Origin of the sequence: Psychroserpens luteus (assembly GCF_015319355.1) — a bacterium.
Classification (GTDB): domain Bacteria; phylum Bacteroidota; class Bacteroidia; order Flavobacteriales; family Flavobacteriaceae; genus Psychroserpens; species Psychroserpens luteus.
In genome coordinates, this window is record NZ_JADILU010000007.1 from 211,379 (window position 1) to 231,136 (window position 19,758).

Annotated in this window: 19 protein-coding genes; 14 read left to right on the top strand and 5 right to left on the bottom strand. The window is 30.1% G+C overall.

Annotated features, from left to right (window positions below; all coding sequences use genetic code 11):
• Complete coding sequence (locus tag IM744_RS16950) at window positions 1-411, bottom strand: hypothetical protein (protein WP_194509362.1); 411 nt, start codon at window positions 409-411, stop codon at window positions 1-3.
• 159 nt (window positions 412-570) lie between these two features.
• Here IM744_RS16950 and IM744_RS16955 point away from each other — a divergent pair, with 159 nt between their 5' ends.
• The 13 genes from IM744_RS16955 (at window position 571) to IM744_RS17015 (ending at window position 12,477) form a co-directional block, all read left to right on the top strand.
• Complete coding sequence (locus tag IM744_RS16955; protein ID WP_194509363.1) at window positions 571-2,073, top strand: sensor histidine kinase; 1,503 nt, start codon at window positions 571-573, stop codon at window positions 2,071-2,073.
• Window positions 2,073-3,125, top strand: coding sequence for a response regulator (locus IM744_RS16960; protein ID WP_194509364.1), 1,053 nt, complete (start codon window positions 2,073-2,075; stop codon window positions 3,123-3,125). Before IM744_RS16955 ends, IM744_RS16960 begins: the two co-directional genes overlap by 1 nt.
• Window positions 3,126-3,210: 85 nt before the next feature.
• The gene (locus IM744_RS16965; RefSeq protein ID WP_194509365.1) at window positions 3,211-4,053 is read left to right on the top strand and encodes a universal stress protein; all 843 of its coding nucleotides are present in this window, start codon (window positions 3,211-3,213) and stop codon (window positions 4,051-4,053) included.
• Between the two features lie 13 nt (window positions 4,054-4,066).
• Window positions 4,067-4,453, top strand: coding sequence for a hypothetical protein (locus tag IM744_RS16970; RefSeq protein WP_194509366.1), 387 nt, complete (start codon window positions 4,067-4,069; stop codon window positions 4,451-4,453).
• Between the two features lie 489 nt (window positions 4,454-4,942).
• Window positions 4,943-5,791, top strand: coding sequence for a universal stress protein (locus tag IM744_RS16975; RefSeq protein WP_194509367.1), 849 nt, complete (start codon window positions 4,943-4,945; stop codon window positions 5,789-5,791).
• 18 nt (window positions 5,792-5,809) lie between these two features.
• Entirely contained in the window at window positions 5,810-6,655 is an 846-nt protein-coding gene (locus IM744_RS16980) for a universal stress protein (RefSeq protein ID WP_194509368.1), read from the top strand.
• Window positions 6,656-6,730: 75 nt separating this feature from the next.
• Window positions 6,731-7,564: a universal stress protein gene (locus IM744_RS16985; RefSeq protein ID WP_194509369.1), complete on the top strand. Its 834-nt coding sequence runs from the start codon at window positions 6,731-6,733 to the stop codon at window positions 7,562-7,564.
• Window positions 7,565-7,634: 70 nt separating this feature from the next.
• Window positions 7,635-8,489, top strand: coding sequence for a universal stress protein (locus IM744_RS16990; RefSeq protein ID WP_194509370.1), 855 nt, complete (start codon window positions 7,635-7,637; stop codon window positions 8,487-8,489).
• A gap of 13 nt (window positions 8,490-8,502) precedes the next feature.
• A complete protein-coding gene (locus IM744_RS16995; RefSeq protein ID WP_194509371.1) occupies window positions 8,503-8,910 on the top strand; it encodes a hypothetical protein in 408 nt (135 codons plus the stop codon).
• Between the two features lie 41 nt (window positions 8,911-8,951).
• Entirely contained in the window at window positions 8,952-9,791 is an 840-nt protein-coding gene (locus IM744_RS17000) for an ATP cone domain-containing protein (protein WP_194509372.1), read from the top strand.
• Between the two features lie 15 nt (window positions 9,792-9,806).
• Complete coding sequence (locus IM744_RS17005) at window positions 9,807-11,180, top strand: MBL fold metallo-hydrolase RNA specificity domain-containing protein (protein WP_194509373.1); 1,374 nt, start codon at window positions 9,807-9,809, stop codon at window positions 11,178-11,180.
• Between the two features lie 174 nt (window positions 11,181-11,354).
• Window positions 11,355-11,804, top strand: coding sequence for a hypothetical protein (locus IM744_RS17010; protein ID WP_194509374.1), 450 nt, complete (start codon window positions 11,355-11,357; stop codon window positions 11,802-11,804).
• Between the two features lie 16 nt (window positions 11,805-11,820).
• A complete protein-coding gene (locus tag IM744_RS17015; RefSeq protein WP_194509375.1) occupies window positions 11,821-12,477 on the top strand; it encodes a hypothetical protein in 657 nt (218 codons plus the stop codon).
• A 108-nt stretch (window positions 12,478-12,585) separates the two neighbouring features.
• On the opposite strand, the gene IM744_RS17020 is transcribed toward IM744_RS17015, so the two are convergent.
• Window positions 12,586-13,422, bottom strand: coding sequence for a universal stress protein (locus tag IM744_RS17020; protein WP_194509376.1), 837 nt, complete (start codon window positions 13,420-13,422; stop codon window positions 12,586-12,588).
• A gap of 131 nt (window positions 13,423-13,553) precedes the next feature.
• A complete protein-coding gene (locus IM744_RS17025) occupies window positions 13,554-14,498 on the bottom strand; it encodes an alpha/beta hydrolase family protein (protein ID WP_194509377.1) in 945 nt (314 codons plus the stop codon).
• A gap of 37 nt (window positions 14,499-14,535) precedes the next feature.
• On the opposite strand from IM744_RS17025, the gene IM744_RS17030 reads away from it, so the two are divergent.
• A complete protein-coding gene (locus tag IM744_RS17030) occupies window positions 14,536-15,657 on the top strand; it encodes a threonine aldolase family protein (protein WP_194509378.1) in 1,122 nt (373 codons plus the stop codon).
• Here IM744_RS17030 and IM744_RS17035 read toward each other — a convergent pair.
• Together IM744_RS17035 and IM744_RS17040 are read right to left on the bottom strand one after the other, a co-directional pair.
• A complete protein-coding gene (locus IM744_RS17035) occupies window positions 15,654-17,009 on the bottom strand; it encodes an amidohydrolase family protein (protein ID WP_194509379.1) in 1,356 nt (451 codons plus the stop codon). The two genes, IM744_RS17030 and IM744_RS17035, sit on opposite strands and share 4 nt — an antisense overlap.
• 60 nt (window positions 17,010-17,069) lie before the next feature.
• Window positions 17,070-19,391 (bottom strand): transglycosylase domain-containing protein, encoded by a 2,322-nt coding sequence (locus IM744_RS17040; protein ID WP_194509380.1) that lies wholly within the window; start codon window positions 19,389-19,391, stop codon window positions 17,070-17,072.
• Window positions 19,392-19,758: the final 367 nt, after the last annotated feature.

Below are 19,758 nucleotides of genomic sequence, written 5' to 3' on the forward strand. Positions count from 1 at the left end.
TTAAGATTTTTTTAATTCCATGTCTAGTTTTGCGAGCATGATTAACTCTCCTTTATTGATACCTGAAAAAGCATACGCTATTGAAGAAGCTGTTTTTAAAATCATTTTTTTAACCTCTTCAGTAAATAGATGGCTTTGATCATTTTTATAAGTTATAAAATCATCATAACATGCTTGAACGTTAAGTTCATTCCCGTTTTTTAGCCAATCAAAAACAATTTCGATTTGATAGGCAGCATCAGTACTAAATGCGTCTTCAATTTCATCAATGTTTAACCATTGCTTTTTCACAAACTCCTTTAATGTATCAAACTCTACATCTCTTACATTACCATCAGATGCTGCAATAGCATAAAATAGTTTTCCTAGGTTTTGATAAAATGTTAGCGTTAATTTCTTTTGAGTTGTCATGTTATGCATTTTCATTTATACAGTAAAAATAGATGTATCATTGCATTAAAAGAATGATATAAATCAGTTAAATAACACATCAAAACTTAAGATTAGTAATTGCTTTTGTTATTGAATAGGATTAGTTATCTTTAAATTTCTTTAAATCAACCCTCAAAAATGTTCAAACAAGATAAAGAGATTTTTAATATTTTACTGGGCTCCATTTCAGAAGGTGTTATAGTTGTTGATGAATATCAAAATATTGTTGAAACCAACAAATCTGCAGAGCAAATGTTTGGATACAACAATAAAGAACTGCTTAACCAACCACTTAATATTTTAATCCCACAAAATTATCATGCAAAACATGGTGACCACTTTAAAGGTTTCGTAAAAGACCATAAACAACGTCGAATGGGACATGGTCGGGATATTTTTGGTGCAAAAAAAGACGGTAGTATTTTTCCTATTGAAGCTAGTTTAAACCCTTTTACTGTTTATGGCAATAATTTTATCATGGCCTTGATTGTTGATATTACTGAACGAAAAAAATTAGAGCAAGAAAAAAATCATTTAGCAAAAATTATTCTAGAATCATTGAATGAGATTTATGTGTTTGATGCTAAAACACTACATTTTACAAATGCGAACTATGGCGCTCAAAAAAATATAGGTTATAGTTTAGAGGAAATTATTACTATGACTCCTGTAGATATTAAACCTAATTATACAGAATCTCAGTTTAGAAAAGAGCTCGAATTACTTAATCAAGAAAATATTGAAAAAATTGAATTTGAAACGGTACACCAGCGAAAATCAGGAAGCACATACCCAGTGAACGTTCATGTGCAACGTTCTAAATTAGGTGATAGAGAAGTGTATGTCGCTATTATTTTAGACATCACGGAACAAAAAAATTATACAGAAAAACTAGAAAAAACAGTTTCGATTAGGACTGAAGAATTAAAAGCTGCCTTAGTTGTTGAGAAGGAACTCAACGACCTAAAAACTAAATTCTTATCTATGGTGTCTCATGAGTTTAAAACACCTTTGAGTGGTATATTAACTTCTACAATATTATTAAACAAATATAAATTAACCGAGCAGCAAGAAAAACGAGAAAAACATATAAAAACGATTACTGACAAAGTACAATATCTTAACAAAATTTTGAACGACTTCCTTTCCATAGAAAAACTAGAAAAAGGCAAAATCAATTATAATTTCACCACATTTAAACTAAGTAAGGTTTTAAATGAAGTCATTTATAGTGCAAACATGTTATTAAAAGATGGTCAGAAAATTAATTATCCAAAAGATATTGATGAACTTTCATTATATCAAGATGAAAAAATTTTAGAATTAGTTTTATCAAATTTGATATATAATGCTATCAAATACTCCTCCGAAAACACGGTTATAGATATTGATATTACTCAAAACATAAACAATACTATTTTCAAAATAATAGATAATGGAATTGGTATTCCAAAGAAGGATCAAAAGAATATATTTAATCGTTATTTTAGAGCAGAAAATGCTTTACTATTACAAGGCACAGGAATTGGACTAAATATCGTTAAAGATCATTTGGAAAACTTAAATGGCTCTATTACTTTTGAAAGTGAAGAACATAAAGGCTCAATTTTTACTATAGAACTTCCAAACAAAGCGCAATAATGAAAAAAGTACTATTGATTGAAGACGATACAGTATTAAGAGAAAATACTGCCGAGATTTTAGAACTGTCAGACTATGAAGTGCTAACAGCAAGTAATGGACAAATAGGTCTTGAAATGGCAAAAAAGCATAAACCAGACATTGTTGTTTGTGACATCATGATGCCTGTTCTTGATGGTTATGGTGTACTTGAGGGATTATCTAAACAAGATGAAACAAAGTTTATTCCTTTTATATTTTTGTCTGCAAAAACCGAACGTCAAGATGTAAGAAAAGGTATGGATTTAGGTGCAGATGATTACATCACAAAACCCTTTAGTGAAGATGAAATTATAAGCGCTATTGAAAGTAGGATTGCTAAAGCGTCTATCTTAAAAGATGAGAGGGAATCTTTTGGAAATACGACTTCTAATGCTGAAAATGAATTAAGAACATTAAATGATTTAAAAAATTTCTTTGATGATAATGGAACCATTTTTAATTATAAAAAGAATGATATAATTTATAAAGAAGGTCATAATTCTAATTTCATATATTTAATAACTAATGGGGCTGTAAAGTGTTTTAAATTTGATGAAAAAGGAAAAGAACTCACTACAGCACTTCATAAAGAGGATGATCTTTTTGGCTACACCTCTTTTACACAAAACACCCCTTACAGGGAAACAGCAACAGCTATTAAGGATTTAGAAATGGTAGGTGTTTCTAAAACAGATTTAAAAGAGGTTTTAGATAACAATCATAAATTAACTTTAGAAGTTATTCAAATGTTAACTGATGATCTTACAGGTGTTAAAAATCAACTTTTACAAATGGCATACAGTTCTGTACAAAAAAAGACCGCTTCTACTATTTTAAGGTTTGCTGATAAAATAAATTCAAAACCAGAAGATCCCATTAAAATTTCACGGAATGATTTGGCTAGCGTTGCTGGCATAGCTACAGAAACATTAATTAGAACCATATCTGATTTTAAAAAACAAGGTCTTATAGAAATGGAAGGTAGAAATATTAGAGTTTTAAATCTTCAGAAATTACAAGATATTTCCTAAGTATATTGCATATTTTTCTAATATGACGAATATCATTCTTTTTTAACTGACTTGCATTTAGATTTGTTTATACAAAGAAATTTAAATGATGAATATTTTAATGCCTACAGATTTTTCTGACAACTCATGGAATGCTATTGAGTATACACTAGCATTATTTAAAAATACAGCCTGTAATTTTTATGTAATTCATGTTAATAGATTAGAAAATGTTATAATTGGAGATGCTAGCTACATACCTAATCAAGAGGTCATAGAAGACATCTACACTAAACCATCTAAGAAAAAACTAAGAGAATTATTAAAGAAAATTAGCGATAACCTTGAGCATAACAAAAAGCACAAATTTTACACCATGGTTGATTACAGCTTTTTTGTAGAGTCTATTAGAAAGTATGTTGATGACAAAAAAATTGATATGATAATAATGGGTACTAAAGGTGCCTCAGGGCTCAAAGAATATATTATTGGTAGTAATTCTGGCGATGTTATTACCAAAGTAAAATGTACCACTCTAGTTGTTCCAGAACATGCTAAATTTTCTAAATTAAATGAAATAGCATTCCCAACAGATTACGACTTCACTTATAATATAAATATACTTCAACCTTTTACAGATATTCTAAATACTATAAAAGCTAGTTTGCATATTATTCATATAAATAAAAAAGACATAAAACTAAATACTGAACAACTCACAAATAAAGATGTATTGAATGATTATTTTGAAGATTTCAACACAAGTTTTCATTCTCTTATTAATAAAAAAGTAGAAGATGCTATTCAATCTTTTGTTGAGAGCAAAAACATTGATATGATAGTTATGGTTGCCAAAAACCTAAATTATTTTCAAAGTATATTATTCCATTCCAAAGTAGAAAAAATAACATATCATACACATATTCCATTTTTAGTATTACACGAATAAATAACTTTAAATTATGAATGAATCAATTTTTTTAGCAAAGTTTTGGGGCTGGTATCTTATTATTTTCTTTTTAATATTAAGCCTAAACCCAAAACGTATTAAACAAATATTCAATGATCTTAATGATGAAAAATTCTTAATCATTTTTTCTTTCTTGGCTATTATTGTTGGATTACTAAATATTTTATTTCATAATATTTGGGAATCAAACTATAAAGTTATTATCACTTTAATAGGTTGGTCATCACTATATCTAGGTTTAGCTTTATTTGTGTTTCCAAAAAAAACAGTGGTTTGGTTAGAAATCACAAATATTAAGCTTGTGCAAGTGGTTTATACCTTATTATTTCTTGTAGGTATCTTTTTGCTTAACGTGGTTTATAATATCATTCCCGTGTAAACCTTAAAATTAAGACACACAAATAGAACTTAAATATAATAACAGTAAATACAGAAACGCGAGAGTTAACCAAAGCGTTAATATTTAACTATATAAAGAAGCAAAATTCAAACTGATATATATCATTTCAATTAAATTTATAAGTCCTAAATTTACTATGTTATTAAGAATAGGGATTCTTAAAAAGAAGTTGCTATTAATTTTAAAGGAATCCAAAATATTAATATTTGGGTTCCTTTTTTTAATAATATTCCCAAAAACTCATCTTCGTTTATTATTTATTTCTGAAAAAAATAGCTTCATTTAAACAAAATACTACAAACTAAAAGGAATTACCATCTATAGATATGAAAGCAAAGATTATAAAGTTCCTCAAAAAAGTGGTTGTAATAATAGTAAGGGTTACTTAATAATGTACATCTGATATATATCATAGTTTTTATGTAGTTAACTATTTAATTTTACTAATGAATACTAAAAATAATCACGATGTTATCTATACTACTTCCTACCGATTTCTCTGAGAATTCAATGAATGCTATTAAATATGCCTTAGAGTTTTTTAAATACCAAAAAACTAAATTCTATTTTATGCATGCATATCAAAATGAATTTTACGACCATGACGAATTGCTTTCTCGTGAAGTTTACGACGACATTTTGAACAGCGTTAGAAACGAATCTCAAAACAATTTAGAGAAGCTACTAAAAACGGTTAAAGAGATTGCACCAAACCCTAGATTTACTTATCATATCATTTCGGCATATAACACTCTTGTAGAAGAAGCTAACCTAATTGCTCATGATAAAAATATAGATTTGATTATCATGGGAACAAAAGGCAAATCTGATGAACGTCATATCGTATTTGGAAGTCAGACATTTCAAGTTTTAAAATATGTAGAATGTCCAGTATTAGCAGTTCCTTCCAATTATACCAATACACAACCTAAACGTATTTTATTCCCAACCAACTACCTAATTCCTTATAAGCGTCGTGAGCTAAAACTATTATCAGAATTAGCAAAATCATATAGAAGTACAATAGACGTATTGTACGTATCTAAAAGTAATAATTTATCGATACGACAAGAAGATAATAAAGACTTCATAAAAGATACACTACGTGACAATGAAGTTAATTTTTGTCATAAAGACAGTAAGAAAATAGCAGATGCTATAAAAACTCATATAAAAGAAAATAATATTGATATGATCACAATGATTAACACTCAACACTCATTTTTAGAGGATATGCTATTTCCTTCTACAATTGATAAAGTAAGTCTTGGGTTAGAAATACCAATATTAGCAATGCAAAATACAGCTAGATTTTAAAACTTAAAAATCACTATTATGAAACATATTCTTTTACCTACAGATTTTTCTGAAAACTCTTGGAATGCCATTAAATACGCAATACAACTATTTAAAAATCAAGAGTCTACGTTTTATTTACTAAACACATATACACCTGTTGTTTATCATGCTGAATATGTACTTGGCTATCCAGCACAATTAGGATTAGGTGATGTTGTTAGAAACACCTCTCAAGAAAACCTGAAAAAGTTTGTTTTAAAAATCTCAGATGAGTTTGGAAACAATGCAAAGCACAAATTTGAAAGCTTTGCAAGATTTGACACTTTAACTTCGGGTATAAAAGAGTTTGTCAATACACACAATATAGATCTCATAGTCATGGGAACTAAAGGTGCTACTGGATCAAAAGAAGTGTTGTTTGGCTCAAACACAGTACATGTATTTAAACAAGTAAAATGTCCAATTTTAGCGATTCCTTCAAATTTCACATATGAAGCACCACATGAAATCTTATTTCCAACAGATTTAGAAGTAAACTATAAAAACACACAAATTAATATTCTTAATGAAATAGTTGTAAATAATCAGTCTAGATTAAATGCGATGCACATTTCAACGGGTAATGAATTAACTGAAGCTCAAAAAAACAATAAATCAAATTTAGAATCCATTTTCAAACATACTGCCTTTTTGTTTCACGATGTTAAAAGCATGAATATTACAGAAGCAATTAATGAATTTCAAATAAAGCATAAAATAAATTTACTTGCGATGATTAATAATAAACATTCATTTTATGAAAATTTATTTTTTAAGAATACCATAAGCCAAATTGGATTTCATTTAAATGTTCCGTTTTTAGTATTGCCTTCAAAAATATAGTTCATTACTGATTTACATCATTTCAAAATGTAATTATAAACTCTAATTTCCGAAGATAAATTAAAGCTTTTAGCCATGAAAAAAAACATATTACTACCTACAGATTTTTCAGACAATGCATGGAGTGCTGCTGTTTATGCATTAAAGTTATTTGCCAATGAGGAGTGCACATTTTACTTTCTAAACTCATGGTCCTTTTCCAAATCAACAACTAGAACCTATATCACTTCACATCTTATAGATGAATTAAAGCAAGAAGCAAGAAAAGAATTAATAGACTTGAAAAAACAAGCAGAAATTGTTAATACAAATTCGAATCATGAGTTTCAAGTTATTTTTAGTTCTGAATCACTTCTAGACACTATTGAAACTGCTGTTAAAGAGCACAAAATAGATCTTATAATAATGGGTACAAAAGGTGCCACAGGTGCTAAGGAGTTTTTATTGGGAAGTAATACTATTCAGGTTGTAAAAAAAATAAAAGACTGTCCTGTTTTAGTCGTTCCAGATGAGTTTGATTTTATAGAACCAAAACAAATTGCATTTCCTACAGATTTTAGTCGCTTTTATAGCGATAAGGAATTAACACCATTAAAAGAATTAACAGCATTATACAATTCTAAAATTATGCCAGTTTGTATTCTTACCAAAGAAAAACTTACTGATATTGAAGAGTATAATATGGCTACACTAAAAAGCCAATTAGAGAACTATGATACAAGTTTTCATTTCATGCCAAATTATGCAAAAAAGACAGTTGAAATTACTGATTTTATTGAAGAACTAGGTATAAATATACTTGTTATGGTCAACTACAAACACAGTTTTATTGAAAATTTATTTAAAGAACCTATTATAAAAAATATTGGATTTAATCCATTAATTCCTTTTTTAGTTATTCCAGCCTAAAAATCTGATATATATCATTTTAAGCGTGTTTTATGTGATGTATTTTTATGTACAAACTAAAACAATCAGCATGAAACGAAAAATTTTAATACCAACAGACTTTTCAAAGAACGCTACTCAAGCTTTACATTATGCGATAGAGCTGTACAAAAATGACCATTGTATTTTCTATTTACTTAATGTATTCTCTTCTCCAAGTAATTTTATGGACAGCATAATGAGAATGGAACCTGGAAGCGAGTTATACGAAACTGCAAAATTAAACTCAGAAAATGGCTTAGCAAAAACATATGATATGATTGCTATGACTGAGTATGAAAACCCAAAGCATGAATTTAAAACAGTCTCTGTCTTTAACAACCCAATTGAAGCTATTAAAAACATTGTAGATCAAAAGGATATTGAGATGATTGTAATGGGTACAAAAGGTGAAACACATTCTAGAGCAACAGCCTTTGGCAGTACAGCAATATATGTCATGGAAAAAGTACGTAATTGCCCTGTAATAGTTGTGCCTCAAAAAGCAAAAATAGAATTGCCAAAAGAAATTGTTTTTCCTACTAATTACAAAATGCATTATAAAAGAAGAGAGTTAAGCTACTTAATAGACATCGCTAAAAACAGTGATGCCACAATCATTATTCTACATGTATGTGAAGAAAATGAGTTAGATCAAACTCAAAAAGCAAACAAACAATTATTAGAAGATATTTTGGAAGGATGCAATTATAAATTTCATGATTTATCCCATAATAATGTAATGAGTTCTATCAATATTTTTGTTGAAAGTAGAGGCAGTAACATGGTTTCTTTTATTAACAAAAAACATACTTTTTTTGGAAGTATACTCACAAATGCTTTGGTAAAGGAAATCTCATTTCATCTAAATGTACCCATATTAGCAATGCACGATTTAAGAAACTAAAACATAAATAAAAATGAAAAAAACAGGTATCTGGTTAGACAAAGACAAAGCACTCATTGTAACCATAGAAAATGAAAATGAAACCTTTCAAATTGTTTCATCAAACGTAGAGCACTATAAAATTCATGGTGGCTCAGGAACACGACAAAAAGGTGGACCAGAAGACGTTGTGCAAGACAGTAAATATTTAGAACGAGAAAAACATCAACTAAAACAGTATTTTAAGGATATCACAACTAAAATTGATGATAGTGACGAATTGGTCCTTTTTGGTCCTGCAGGAACAAATGAAAAGTTTAGTGATGAATTACATGAAAACTACAAACTTCTGAGTACCAAAATAAAAGGAATGAGAAAGACAGATAGCATGACAGACAATCAAGTAAAAGCCTGGACAAGAGATTTCTTTTTATCAAATTAAAATTTGATAACTTTATTAGTTAGCGAGGCTAAAATGTAAGTATGGACATTCAGAATATAGAAATCATTAAATCGTCTGGTGAAAAAGTAAAATTCTCACTAGACAAACTACGATCCTCCCTAAAGAGAACTGGAGCAGATGACACTATTGTTAATCAAATTCTAGATAAAGTTCGTGATGAGTTATATCAAGGCATTTCTACCAAAGAGATTTATAACAGAGCTTTTGCTTTACTTAAAAAAAACAAAAGTTTCCTCGCTTCAAAATACAAACTCAAAAAAGCTATTTATGAGTTAGGACCTACTGGTTTTCCTTTTGAGCGTTTTGTGAGTGCTATTTTAAGATATTCAGGATTTGAGACTAAGGTTGGTACCATTTTACAAGGTGAATGTGTATCACACGAAATAGATGTTATAGCTTTTAAAAATTCCGAAGCAACTATTATAGAATGTAAATTTCATAGTGAACAAGGTCTAAATTGCAATGTCAAAATCCCATTGTATATCAACTCACGATTTCAAGACATTAAAGCGCATTGGATTAAAAGTTCAAAAAATGAAGAAGTACTCACTCCTGGATGGGTTGTAACTAACACTAGATTCACAAAAGATGCATTACAATATGGTAATTGCTGTGGTTTGTATTTATTGAGCTGGGATCATCCAAATAACAATGGTCTAAAAGACAGAATTGATAGATTAGGATTATACCCAATAACAGTATCTACACTACTTACAAATAGAGAAAAACAGTTTTTATTAAGTAGAGATGTTGTGCTCTGTAGAGAACTAAAAAATGATAGTTTTTTCTTAGATCATTTAGGGGTTTCTGAAACAAGAAAAGAGAAAATTCTAAATGAAATTTCACAACTATGTGGTTAAATAAATAGAAAAAAAATGGAACAATTTGTAAAAATTAACTTTCTAGGAGCAGCTGGAGTTGTCACTGGTTCAAAGTATTTAATCGAAACTTCAGAAAAAAACATACTCATTGATTGCGGTATGTTTCAAGGTCTTAAAGAGCTTAGAGAATTAAACTGGAGTGACCTTCCTATAGATGTGCCATCTATTGATATTGTTCTATTAACTCATGGCCATTTAGACCACGTTGGGTATTTACCTCGCTTATTACAGCAAGGCTTTACTGGGAAAATTATTGGGACAGCTCCCACTCTAGCAATAGCAGAAATCATACTAAAGGATAGCGCTAAAATTCATGAAGAAGAAGCCAATAAAGCAAACAAAGAAAAGTATAGTAAACATAATCCTGCTCTGCCCTTTTACACTATTAAAGATGCTGAGAATACTATAAAATTATTTCAGGTAGAAATTGAAGATAAATGGATTTTTCTATCAGAGCACATTTCTTATCGCTTTCAATATAATGGTCACATCATAGGTGCAACATTTATAGAAATTGATATTAATGGTAAGCGTTTTGTGTTTTCTGGAGATATTGGTCGACAAAATGACTACTTGCTAAACGATCCCAAAACTCCAGAATGGGCAGACTTTTTATTTATAGAAAGTACCTACGGAAATAAAATTCATCCAATAGACAATGTTGAAGATGTTTTATCTGAAATCATTAAAGAAACCATTCATAAAAAAGGAAACTTAATTATCCCAAGTTTTGCTGTTGAGCGACTCCAAACACTCATGTATATTCTTTGGAAACTGTATAAGAAGAATAAAATTCCAAATATTCCAATTTTTATAGACAGTCCTATGGGTAATAATGTATTAGACGTATTTAAACGTTTTCCTAAATGGCATAAATTATCTATGGACGATTATAATGCCATGTGTAATCATGTTAACATCATCCAATCCTATAAAGAAACGTGGGAAACCATTGATGATAAGCGCTCTAAAATAGTCATTGCAGGAAGCGGTATGGTTACAGGAGGAAGAGTACTCACCTATTTACAACAACTCATTGATGAACCATCAACCACAGTTTTGCTCGTTGGTTATCAGGCTGAAGGTACTCGTGGAAGACAACTTCTAGAAGGTGCTCACGAAATTCGTTTCTTCGGAAAGTATTACCCTGTAAACGCTACGATTAAAAATATTGAAAGTTTATCGGCTCATGCAGATCAAAAAGATTTAATTAATTGGATGAGTACTATAAAAAACATACCAGAGAAAATCTATCTAGTACATGGAGAACCCACAGCACTAGATGCGTTTAGAGTGAAAATAAAAGATGTTTATGGTTGGAATGTAACTATTCCTAAATTGACAGATGTTGAAAAAGTAATGATTTAAAAAACATAAATAATAAGTTGTCATACTGACATTTATCATTTTATAAGGCAAGTTTAATTAGTAAATTACTACTTATTAATCGATTTAAAAAAATGATTAAAATTTTATAATAATCAAGAAAGCAGACTGTAGTTAGAGGGACTACTTTCTGCTTTCTTATCTAAAAATCACACTATGAAAACGATACAAACACAGGTAAAATATGTAGAATGGCTAAGTGCAGAAGAAATGCACGACGCTTCAAAAGAGTGGTTATCTGAATTAAGATTCATAAAAGATGAGCACCTATTTTTTGAAGATTTAATAACAACCTATACTTCTTTAATAATTGAATCTGGAAAATTTTCTGATACTACGGAAATTGCTGATGCCATAAATAAATCTGATAAACAAAATAATCTGCTTATTGAGGCTGTTAAAGTTCATGAAAATAAACTTCAAATTATGGTTGATGGGATAGATCAGCTAAAAGAAGAAAAAGCATACACCAAAGAACACAGTGATTTAATTATTGCAATTTCCGACTTTTTAAAAGAATATAAATCCTTGAAAACACAACTCTTTGATATTATAAAAAATATTAAAAAGGAAGATAAATTTAGACACATGATTGATAAAAAATAGCTAAAATAAATCTGTGATGAAAAAATCAATCTCAATACTATTAATTGCATTTTTAATGAGCTGCTCTTCTACTCAATTAGTAGAAAGCTGGAAAAATCTAGATATTGAAACCTACGAGCCATATAAGGTTCTTGTGATAGGATTAACCTCAGACGAAACAGCAAGACAGCAATTCGAAGAAAAACTAAAAAGTGAACTAGCGCTTAGAGGTTATGAGGCTATGGTAAGTTTTGATGTGTTTGATAAAACTCCTAACACAGACAAAATGACTGTAGAAGATTTAGATGCTTTAGAAAGCAAACTTATTGCAGATGGTTTTGACACTATTTTACTCACTAAAATTGTAGGTGTTGAAAATAAAACACCTTATCGTAGAGATTACAAAAATTATGATGAAACGTATAGGAGATTTAAAGATGAGTATTTAAAGTATCAAGAGATATCTCATAATCCTGATTACTATGAAGAATTTCAAATTTACAAAGCAGAAACCACTGTGTATTGTATTTGTCCAACTAAAGACAGAGAACTCATATGGAAAGGTTATATCAACATCACAGACCCAAGATCTATTGAAAAAACGGTGACAGATTATGTTAAATTAGTTATAGTTGTTCTAGAGGAAGAGCTACTTATTAATCCTTTAGAAATAACAAAAGAAGAAAAAAGTTAAGCTATTTTTAATTAGTAAAAGCGACTGCACAATTATTTCAAATAACAAGATAAAGCCTCAATAATTACTTACTGAGGCTTTTTTCAGTTTTAAAATTAAAATTTTCTATTACTTGCTATGGAAAACTAAAAGGGGAACTTCAAGATTGTTTCCTATTTTTGTGGTTGTTGAACCCATAAAGAAACGCTCAAACAGTAATTCTTTCTGCTCGATTAGAATGGTTAAATCAATAGCATTGGTTTGTATATAACTACTTACAGCGTAATGCATAGGCACATTATTAATGACATGATAAGTACCAGGAAAATCTTTTGAGAAATACTCCATATGCTCAAGATCATTAGTTTGAGTATCTGGTATGCTTCCATTTTCATTTACTCTTAAAACATGTAATGTATTAGAATACGTTTTAACAAATTTCAAAATATTGGTAAAAGCTTTTCCGCTCATAGAATCAATTGAATCAAGAGGAAGTAAAACTTCGCTAGGTTTCTTGTATTGAAAATCTTCAGGGATAACTAAAACATTACAATCAACTTTTCTAATAACATTAAGTGTGTTACTGCCAAAAATAACTTCTTTTGCTCCAGAAACACCATTGTTTCCCATGACTACTACATCTATATTTTTTGATGTTTTAACTTGCTTTATAGCATCTGTCAAAACATCATAGTCCACAATAGTTTCATATTTAAAATTCTTATTGTTAATTTTTTTTTTCAATGCAAAAACCAAATCATCTAATTGGTTTTCAACGCCTTTAACTATAGAATCATAAACACTTTCATTTCCAGCTAACATTAAGTCATCTGTAGTATATGATGTTGATTTTTGAACATGAAGGATAAAAAAAGTGCATCTATCCTCTTCAAATAAATTTAAAGCATAGTGTATAGCATTTACCGAGTTTTGGGAAAAATCGGTAAGTAAAAGAACATTTTTCATAATTGATTTTTTGATAAACTAAAATAGTAAACAAAATCGAGAGTCTCTATGATATTAGTCAGTATTGAAGTTAAATCATTTAAGATAAAAAAGAAACCTTAATGAATTTCTAAATTAAAAATTAGTTCTTATTAGTATTTCAAATATGTATCAAGCCATTGCTTTGTTTGATAATTCACTTCTGTTCTGTGTTCACTTAATCCATGATTTCCATCTTTAAAAAGTATCAATTGATGTGGGATTTTTTTCTTTAGAAATTCATAAGATAAATCCAATGCCATCTCAGGCACCACACTCAAATCATTAGTTCCATGAAGCATTAAAACAGGTGTTGTTTTACACATCTTATCCACTTGCTGTATTGCAGATCGAGCGTTAAGGGCTTCTTTTGTGTTTATCGCATAGTTAGGGATATTCTTAGCATAAACAGTCTCAATGGTGTCGTTTCTGGTTTCCATCCATTTCCATAAATCAGACAATCCTCCACCTACAATTGCAGCTTTAAATTCGCAACTCTTTGTCAATGTTAAATACGTCATCATACCTCCACGACTCCAACCATACAACGCCATACGACTCGTATCTGCTTTTTCCAATTCTTTCAACACAGGAATGAGATTTAATACATCATTTACATCTTCTCCTCCAAACTCTTCAACACCTTCACTACCAACATTACCACGATATTGACTACCAACAACAACATATCCCCAACTTGCTACTTTAGCTAAAATGAAAACTGCTTTAAATTCATTAAGTGATCCAAACTCACCATTTCCGCCACGATTGTATATAACTGATGGGTGTTTTACACCAAAAAGCGGAGTTGAAAGATATCCTTTCACCTTGAGTCCGTCACTTAAATAAGTGATTTGTTCAATCTTAACACTATCTAAATATCTAAAATTTGGTTTTAAAACACGCTTATCATTTTTCAACACACTAATACGATTTGCTAGCTCCTCATTTTTAAATATATTTAAAGGTTCTCTTGATAAAATTTTAGTATTTTGTCCAAACAAACTTGCGACTGATAGCGTCACAATCAGTAATAAGATATATTTTTTTTGCAACATAGTAAGATGACTTCGAGATTATTAATGATATAAATATATGGGAAATATTCTTCTTAGAATACAAGATCTAAATCAACATGTAGTTGATCAAGACACGACCAATGAAAAGTTAGAGGTGAGTTTAAATTTTACTTCAGATGGTCTACAATTATCTCCAGTTTCATATGCTAAATTACTAGTTTATCTTACCCAAAAGCAGCAATTTAAAGCAGATGTTTACGGTTTAGGAACTATTGTCCATAATTTTGAACAAAAGGTGGCTCAAGTTCTTGGGAAGGAAAAAGCTATTTATATGCCAACAGGTACGATGGCAAATCATATTGCTATGCGATTGCATTGTTCTAGAGAACAAAATGCGGTTGTTCATGAGCAAAGTCATATGTATAGAGACTGCGGAAATGCGATTTCTCATTTAAGCGGAATCCCTTTAATTCCAATTTCAACTACTAATTTTTCTTTTTCTGCGGAACACATTGAAAAAATAATCAAAGATGCTTCCGAAGATAAAATCACAACACAACTTGGCGCTATAGCTATTGAAACACCTGTAAGAAGAAACAATCTAGAGAATGTTAGTTTTGATACAATGAGAGATATTTCTGTTTTTGCAAGAAAAAATGACATCGCTTTACATCTTGATGGTGCAAGAATTATAGGTGCTGCAGCTTTATCAAACAAGAAAGTTGAAGATTTCACATCTTTATTTGATACCGTTTATCTTTCATTGTACAAACATTTTAACTCGATATCTGGTGCAATTTTGGCTGGTTCAAAAGAGCAAATCAATGATTTACATAATGAAAGACGCATGTTTGGTGGTGGATTAAGATCTTGTTGGGAAAATATTATTGTAGCAGACTTTTTTCTAACTGGTTTTGAAGAGCGTTTTGCAAAAGCACAAGAGATTGGAAAAACTTTTTTAAACCTACTTTCTAAACACAGTAACTTCAGTTTTGAAGAACTTGAAAATGGCACAAATGTTTACAAACTATGTCTAGACAATGAAAATCCAATTGTTTTCCGAGAAAAATTACTAAGTAAAGGAATAGACTTTCCAGAATTTAACGCTAAAAACAATTGCTTCTACATTAAAATTAATGAAAGCATTTTACATTTCGGTATAGAAAAAATGATAGCGTTATTTACTAATAAAGATTAGTTTAATAGTTGCGCTGTATCTATTATTTCACCATTTAATAACAAAAATTCAATATCCTTTAAATGGTCTAAATCTTCTAAAGGATTTTCATTTAAGATTAAAATATTAGCTGTATATCCTTTTTTAATAACACCATTTTCCCAACCAAATGCTTTTTCAAAATTAGTGGTTGCAGCAGCAATAGTTTCTCTTTTAGTCAATCCCATTCTATGAAGAAGATTCAATTCTGTATGTAAAGAGATTCCTGGCATTGTTCCCCAAACGTCTGTACCACTTCCTGCCAAATACTTTGCTCCATTTTTGTAATAGACAGGCTCAATAGTATTTAATTCGTTCATTATTAAATTAGTATATGCATTTTGCTCTAAACTATCAACCTTATGATTTCCTGTTTTAGAATCTGCAGGACGATTAATATCTTCAGGATTTAAAATAGAAGATACTGTTTCATCCCAAGGGTTTTTATGGTCTGGTATATCTAAATAAGACAAACTTAAAGTTGGTATAATAAAAGAATTAGATTGTCCTAGATTTTTGGCATGTTCTTGAAGTGGTGGATAGTCTTTTTTTAGTTGCGTTAAAAACTTATAGTAGGTCCATTTAGGACTATCAAGCTCGTTGCTAAATGGTTCATTAGCGATACTTTTTGCCATTTCTCTTGAGGCTACATCTAATGAATATCGAGTAGTATGAACAAAAGCGTGAATTCCCATATCCATACCTTCTTTATATGTTGTATTACCCATTTCGCCAATGGTTGCCATGTTTAATTGCTTTGCTTTTTCAATCGCAATTTGTATTTGATCAGGAGTTAAACCATACATTAATAAAAGCACATCATAACCTCTAGCTTTTAAAGTATCTATTTCACTAATCATAGTCTCAGTAGACATTTTTTCTAATCCAACGCCTTCTAATCTATACATATTAGGAGTTGGTTTGCCTTCTCCATAAAAATCGCCTCGTCTTCCTCCATCTACAGAAATGATATTTGTAACTCCCATATAGAGATAAGCATTACAATAGGATTGATTATTAATGGCTGCGAATCCATCAAAAAGACCCGGAATTATATACTTATCACTAGCATCAATAATTTTTGTGTGTTCTGGTATATTAGGCTTATCTGCACATTTCCCAACCCATTCAATTTGGTCGTCTTTAATTAACAAACAGCCTTTTACAATATCATTTGTAGTAGAACCAAGATTATCCAAATCTAGAATTGTCGCGTTTTCAAGCAGTATATAATTTGAATCAGTTGATTCTGTGACAATACTTGTAGCCTTTTGTTCTTTACATGATATTGCAACAATACATAATACTAAAAAGGAATAACGGAAAAACTTCATACCAAATCAATTTAATTATAAAAATTGTATGATAAATATAAGCAATGGAGTTTGAACTATTTAATTATTTTTTTCTTGCTTATCTTTCTTCTTTAAAAACCCAAACAAACCCTTTTTCTTTTTCTCTTTGTTTTCTTCGGAAGTTGCATCAAACTCACGTTCCTTTTGGTCTTTTTTGAAGAGACGTTTTAGGAATCCGTCACGTTTTTCAGTTTCACATGCTAATGCGTTTAAAATATCTTCTGAAGGTGTTTCAAATTTAGCCTTTGTAATGGTATTGAATTTTTGATCTCCATTCATTTGCTTCAAAAATAAAGCAACTATTGGCAATGCAGAATTTGCACCTTGACCAATACCTGTGTTACTAAACCCTATACGATGATCATCATTACCAACCCATGATAACATCACCAGTTTAGGACTAATGCCTAAAAACCAACCATCCTTATTATTTTGAGTAGTTCCTGTTTTTCCTGCTAAATCATTTTTGAGTCCGTATTGAGAACGCATACGTAAAGCTGTTCCAGAATTGATTGTAGATTTCATCATCTCAACCATCATTTGTTGTGTATCTTTAGAAAATGCTTCTGGTAAAGCTTCTACTGTTTCACTTTCGTATATAACTTTTCCAAACTTATCTTCAATTTTAGTGATATAGAATGGTTTTGAAACTTTTCCTTCATTAGCAAAACTTGTATAAGCGCCAATGAGTTCGAGCATGGATAATTCCGCAGTACCTAAAGCTAGAGATGGTACTTCTGGTAAATCTGAAGTGATTCCCATTTTTCTCGCTTGAGCAATCACAGCATTAATCCCAACATCTTCAAGTACTTTTACTGCGATGGTATTTACAGATTCACTTAATGCTTTTTCTAAAGAATAATTAAGATGCCTATCGGTTTCTTCTTTTCCACCATTGGTTGGTGTCCAATTTTTTTGATTGGTATAAGTCACTTCTTTTACTGAATAATATGTACATGGTTCAATTCCATTCTCTAAAGCAGTTGTATAAACAATAGGTTTAAATGTAGAACCAACTTGACGCTTTGCTACAGAGACATGATCATATTTAAAATGTTCAAAATCAATACCTCCAACATATGCTTTTATCGCTCCTGTTTGAGGTTCTAACGCTACAAAACCTGTATTTAAAAATTTTAAAGTATGTTTTAAACTATCTAAAATTGAGCCTTCAAAGACCTCATTTTCTTCCCAAGAAAAGCCTGTAAACTTAGATATCACATTTAAGCTATCCATGATGGCTTTGTCTGAAAGCTTTTGTTTTTTAAGCGTTTTATAAAGCGCTAATTTCTTAATTTGATTTTCAATTAATGCATTGTTCTTTAGCCATGGTGCGTTTTTTCCGTAGGCATTTTCAAATTGCTTTTGGAGTTTTTTCATATGCTGCTGCATGGCATTTTCTGCATAGCGTTGCATATTGATATCCAATGTGGTGTGTATTTTTAATCCGTCTTCATATAAGTCGTACGATGTATCATTACTCGTATTCAAACTATCAAGTAACGTTTTTACCTCTAATCGTATTTTCTCTCTAAAATATGGAGCAACACCCTCTGTATAATTGAATTTTTGGTATTTTGTTTCTAACGGAATCTCATTAGTTTCCTTCTTTAAAGCTTCATCGAGATACTCATACTTCTCCATTTGCTGTAACACAACATCACGTCTCAATTGGCTTCGCTCAGGAAACAATCTTGGATTATAGCCATGAGGTGCTTTTAAAGTCCCAATTAAAGTTGCAGATTCTGAAAGATTTAACTCACTTGTCTTTTTACTAAAAAAACGTTGTGATGCACTTTCTATTCCGAAGACATTTTCACTAAAAGGAACTGTATTTAAGTATAATGCGATGATATCTTGTTTTGAATAGATACTCTCAAAACGTTTGGCTATAATCATCTCCTTTACTTTATTCACTGGCATTGAGAACCAACCATGACGCTCTCTTCCGTAGATATTTTTAACCAATTGCTGACTAATAGTACTTCCACCACCCGAAGAATTATCTTGCATTAAGATAGATTTAAAAAACACACGCAATAGGCTTGTATAATCTACTCCACCATGTTCATAGAAACGAGAATCCTCAGTAGCCACTAATGCATCTACCAAATGTTTTGGCAAATCTTCATACTGCACAATTTGTCTATCAAAAATGAAATATTTACCGAGTAGTTCACTTTCAGCATCTAATAATACAGAAGCTTCTGCTTGTTTGATATCTTTTAAATCGTCTTTAGTTGGTAGTTTTCCCCAAAGACCTGCATATACCGAAAACCAAAACAACCCTAACAATAACAGTCCAGTCAAAGAGGCTTGCATTAAACGTTTAAGCCAAACTGACTTTATTGTAAATTTCATAAATAGGATTTAATAGTTGGTTGTATTTTATATACGAACGAAATAATAGAATCGATGTTTTATATTTCAAAAAAAATCTAAGTAGAACTGTGAATTATTTATAACTTGTAATTAAAATTTTTTATTGCTTAAAGATGAATGATAACAAACCAACATTAAATGCTGATAAAATCAAATTTTTGGAATTACATAAAGATTTAAGCAAAAGTGAAATTCTCAATGAGATTTTATATAATCAGAATGTTATTTTAAATAAGCTAGAAAGAACTCGGAAAAACACATTTATAATTATTTTTATTCTAATTCTTCCAATTTTAATTTATTTAGTTATGGTTTTATTTGGTTTAATATTTCTTAATTAGAGACT

What these genes read in the sequence shown, in the direction of transcription:
- IM744_RS16965 (WP_194509365.1), top strand. Translation starts at nt 3,211, where the DNA reads ATGATGAATATTTTAATGCCTACAGATTTTTCTGACAACTCATGGAAT.
- IM744_RS17040 (WP_194509380.1), bottom strand. Translation starts at nt 19,391, where the DNA reads ATGAAATTTACAATAAAGTCAGTTTGGCTTAAACGTTTAATGCAAGCC.
- IM744_RS16990 (WP_194509370.1), top strand. Translation starts at nt 7,635, where the DNA reads ATGAAACGAAAAATTTTAATACCAACAGACTTTTCAAAGAACGCTACT.
- IM744_RS16970 (WP_194509366.1), top strand. Translation starts at nt 4,067, where the DNA reads ATGAATGAATCAATTTTTTTAGCAAAGTTTTGGGGCTGGTATCTTATT.
- IM744_RS16950 (WP_194509362.1), bottom strand. Translation starts at nt 411, where the DNA reads ATGACAACTCAAAAGAAATTAACGCTAACATTTTATCAAAACCTAGGA.
- IM744_RS16975 (WP_194509367.1), top strand. Translation starts at nt 4,943, where the DNA reads ATGTTATCTATACTACTTCCTACCGATTTCTCTGAGAATTCAATGAAT.
- IM744_RS16985 (WP_194509369.1), top strand. Translation starts at nt 6,731, where the DNA reads ATGAAAAAAAACATATTACTACCTACAGATTTTTCAGACAATGCATGG.
- IM744_RS17010 (WP_194509374.1), top strand. Translation starts at nt 11,355, where the DNA reads ATGAAAACGATACAAACACAGGTAAAATATGTAGAATGGCTAAGTGCA.
- IM744_RS17035 (WP_194509379.1), bottom strand. Translation starts at nt 17,009, where the DNA reads ATGAAGTTTTTCCGTTATTCCTTTTTAGTATTATGTATTGTTGCAATA.
- IM744_RS17020 (WP_194509376.1), bottom strand. Translation starts at nt 13,422, where the DNA reads ATGAAAAATGTTCTTTTACTTACCGATTTTTCCCAAAACTCGGTAAAT.
- IM744_RS17030 (WP_194509378.1), top strand. Translation starts at nt 14,536, where the DNA reads ATGGGAAATATTCTTCTTAGAATACAAGATCTAAATCAACATGTAGTT.
- IM744_RS16960 (WP_194509364.1), top strand. Translation starts at nt 2,073, where the DNA reads ATGAAAAAAGTACTATTGATTGAAGACGATACAGTATTAAGAGAAAAT.
- IM744_RS16995 (WP_194509371.1), top strand. Translation starts at nt 8,503, where the DNA reads ATGAAAAAAACAGGTATCTGGTTAGACAAAGACAAAGCACTCATTGTA.
- IM744_RS17000 (WP_194509372.1), top strand. Translation starts at nt 8,952, where the DNA reads ATGGACATTCAGAATATAGAAATCATTAAATCGTCTGGTGAAAAAGTA.
- IM744_RS17025 (WP_194509377.1), bottom strand. Translation starts at nt 14,498, where the DNA reads ATGTTGCAAAAAAAATATATCTTATTACTGATTGTGACGCTATCAGTC.
- IM744_RS17005 (WP_194509373.1), top strand. Translation starts at nt 9,807, where the DNA reads ATGGAACAATTTGTAAAAATTAACTTTCTAGGAGCAGCTGGAGTTGTC.
- IM744_RS16955 (WP_194509363.1), top strand. Translation starts at nt 571, where the DNA reads ATGTTCAAACAAGATAAAGAGATTTTTAATATTTTACTGGGCTCCATT.
- IM744_RS16980 (WP_194509368.1), top strand. Translation starts at nt 5,810, where the DNA reads ATGAAACATATTCTTTTACCTACAGATTTTTCTGAAAACTCTTGGAAT.
- IM744_RS17015 (WP_194509375.1), top strand. Translation starts at nt 11,821, where the DNA reads ATGAAAAAATCAATCTCAATACTATTAATTGCATTTTTAATGAGCTGC.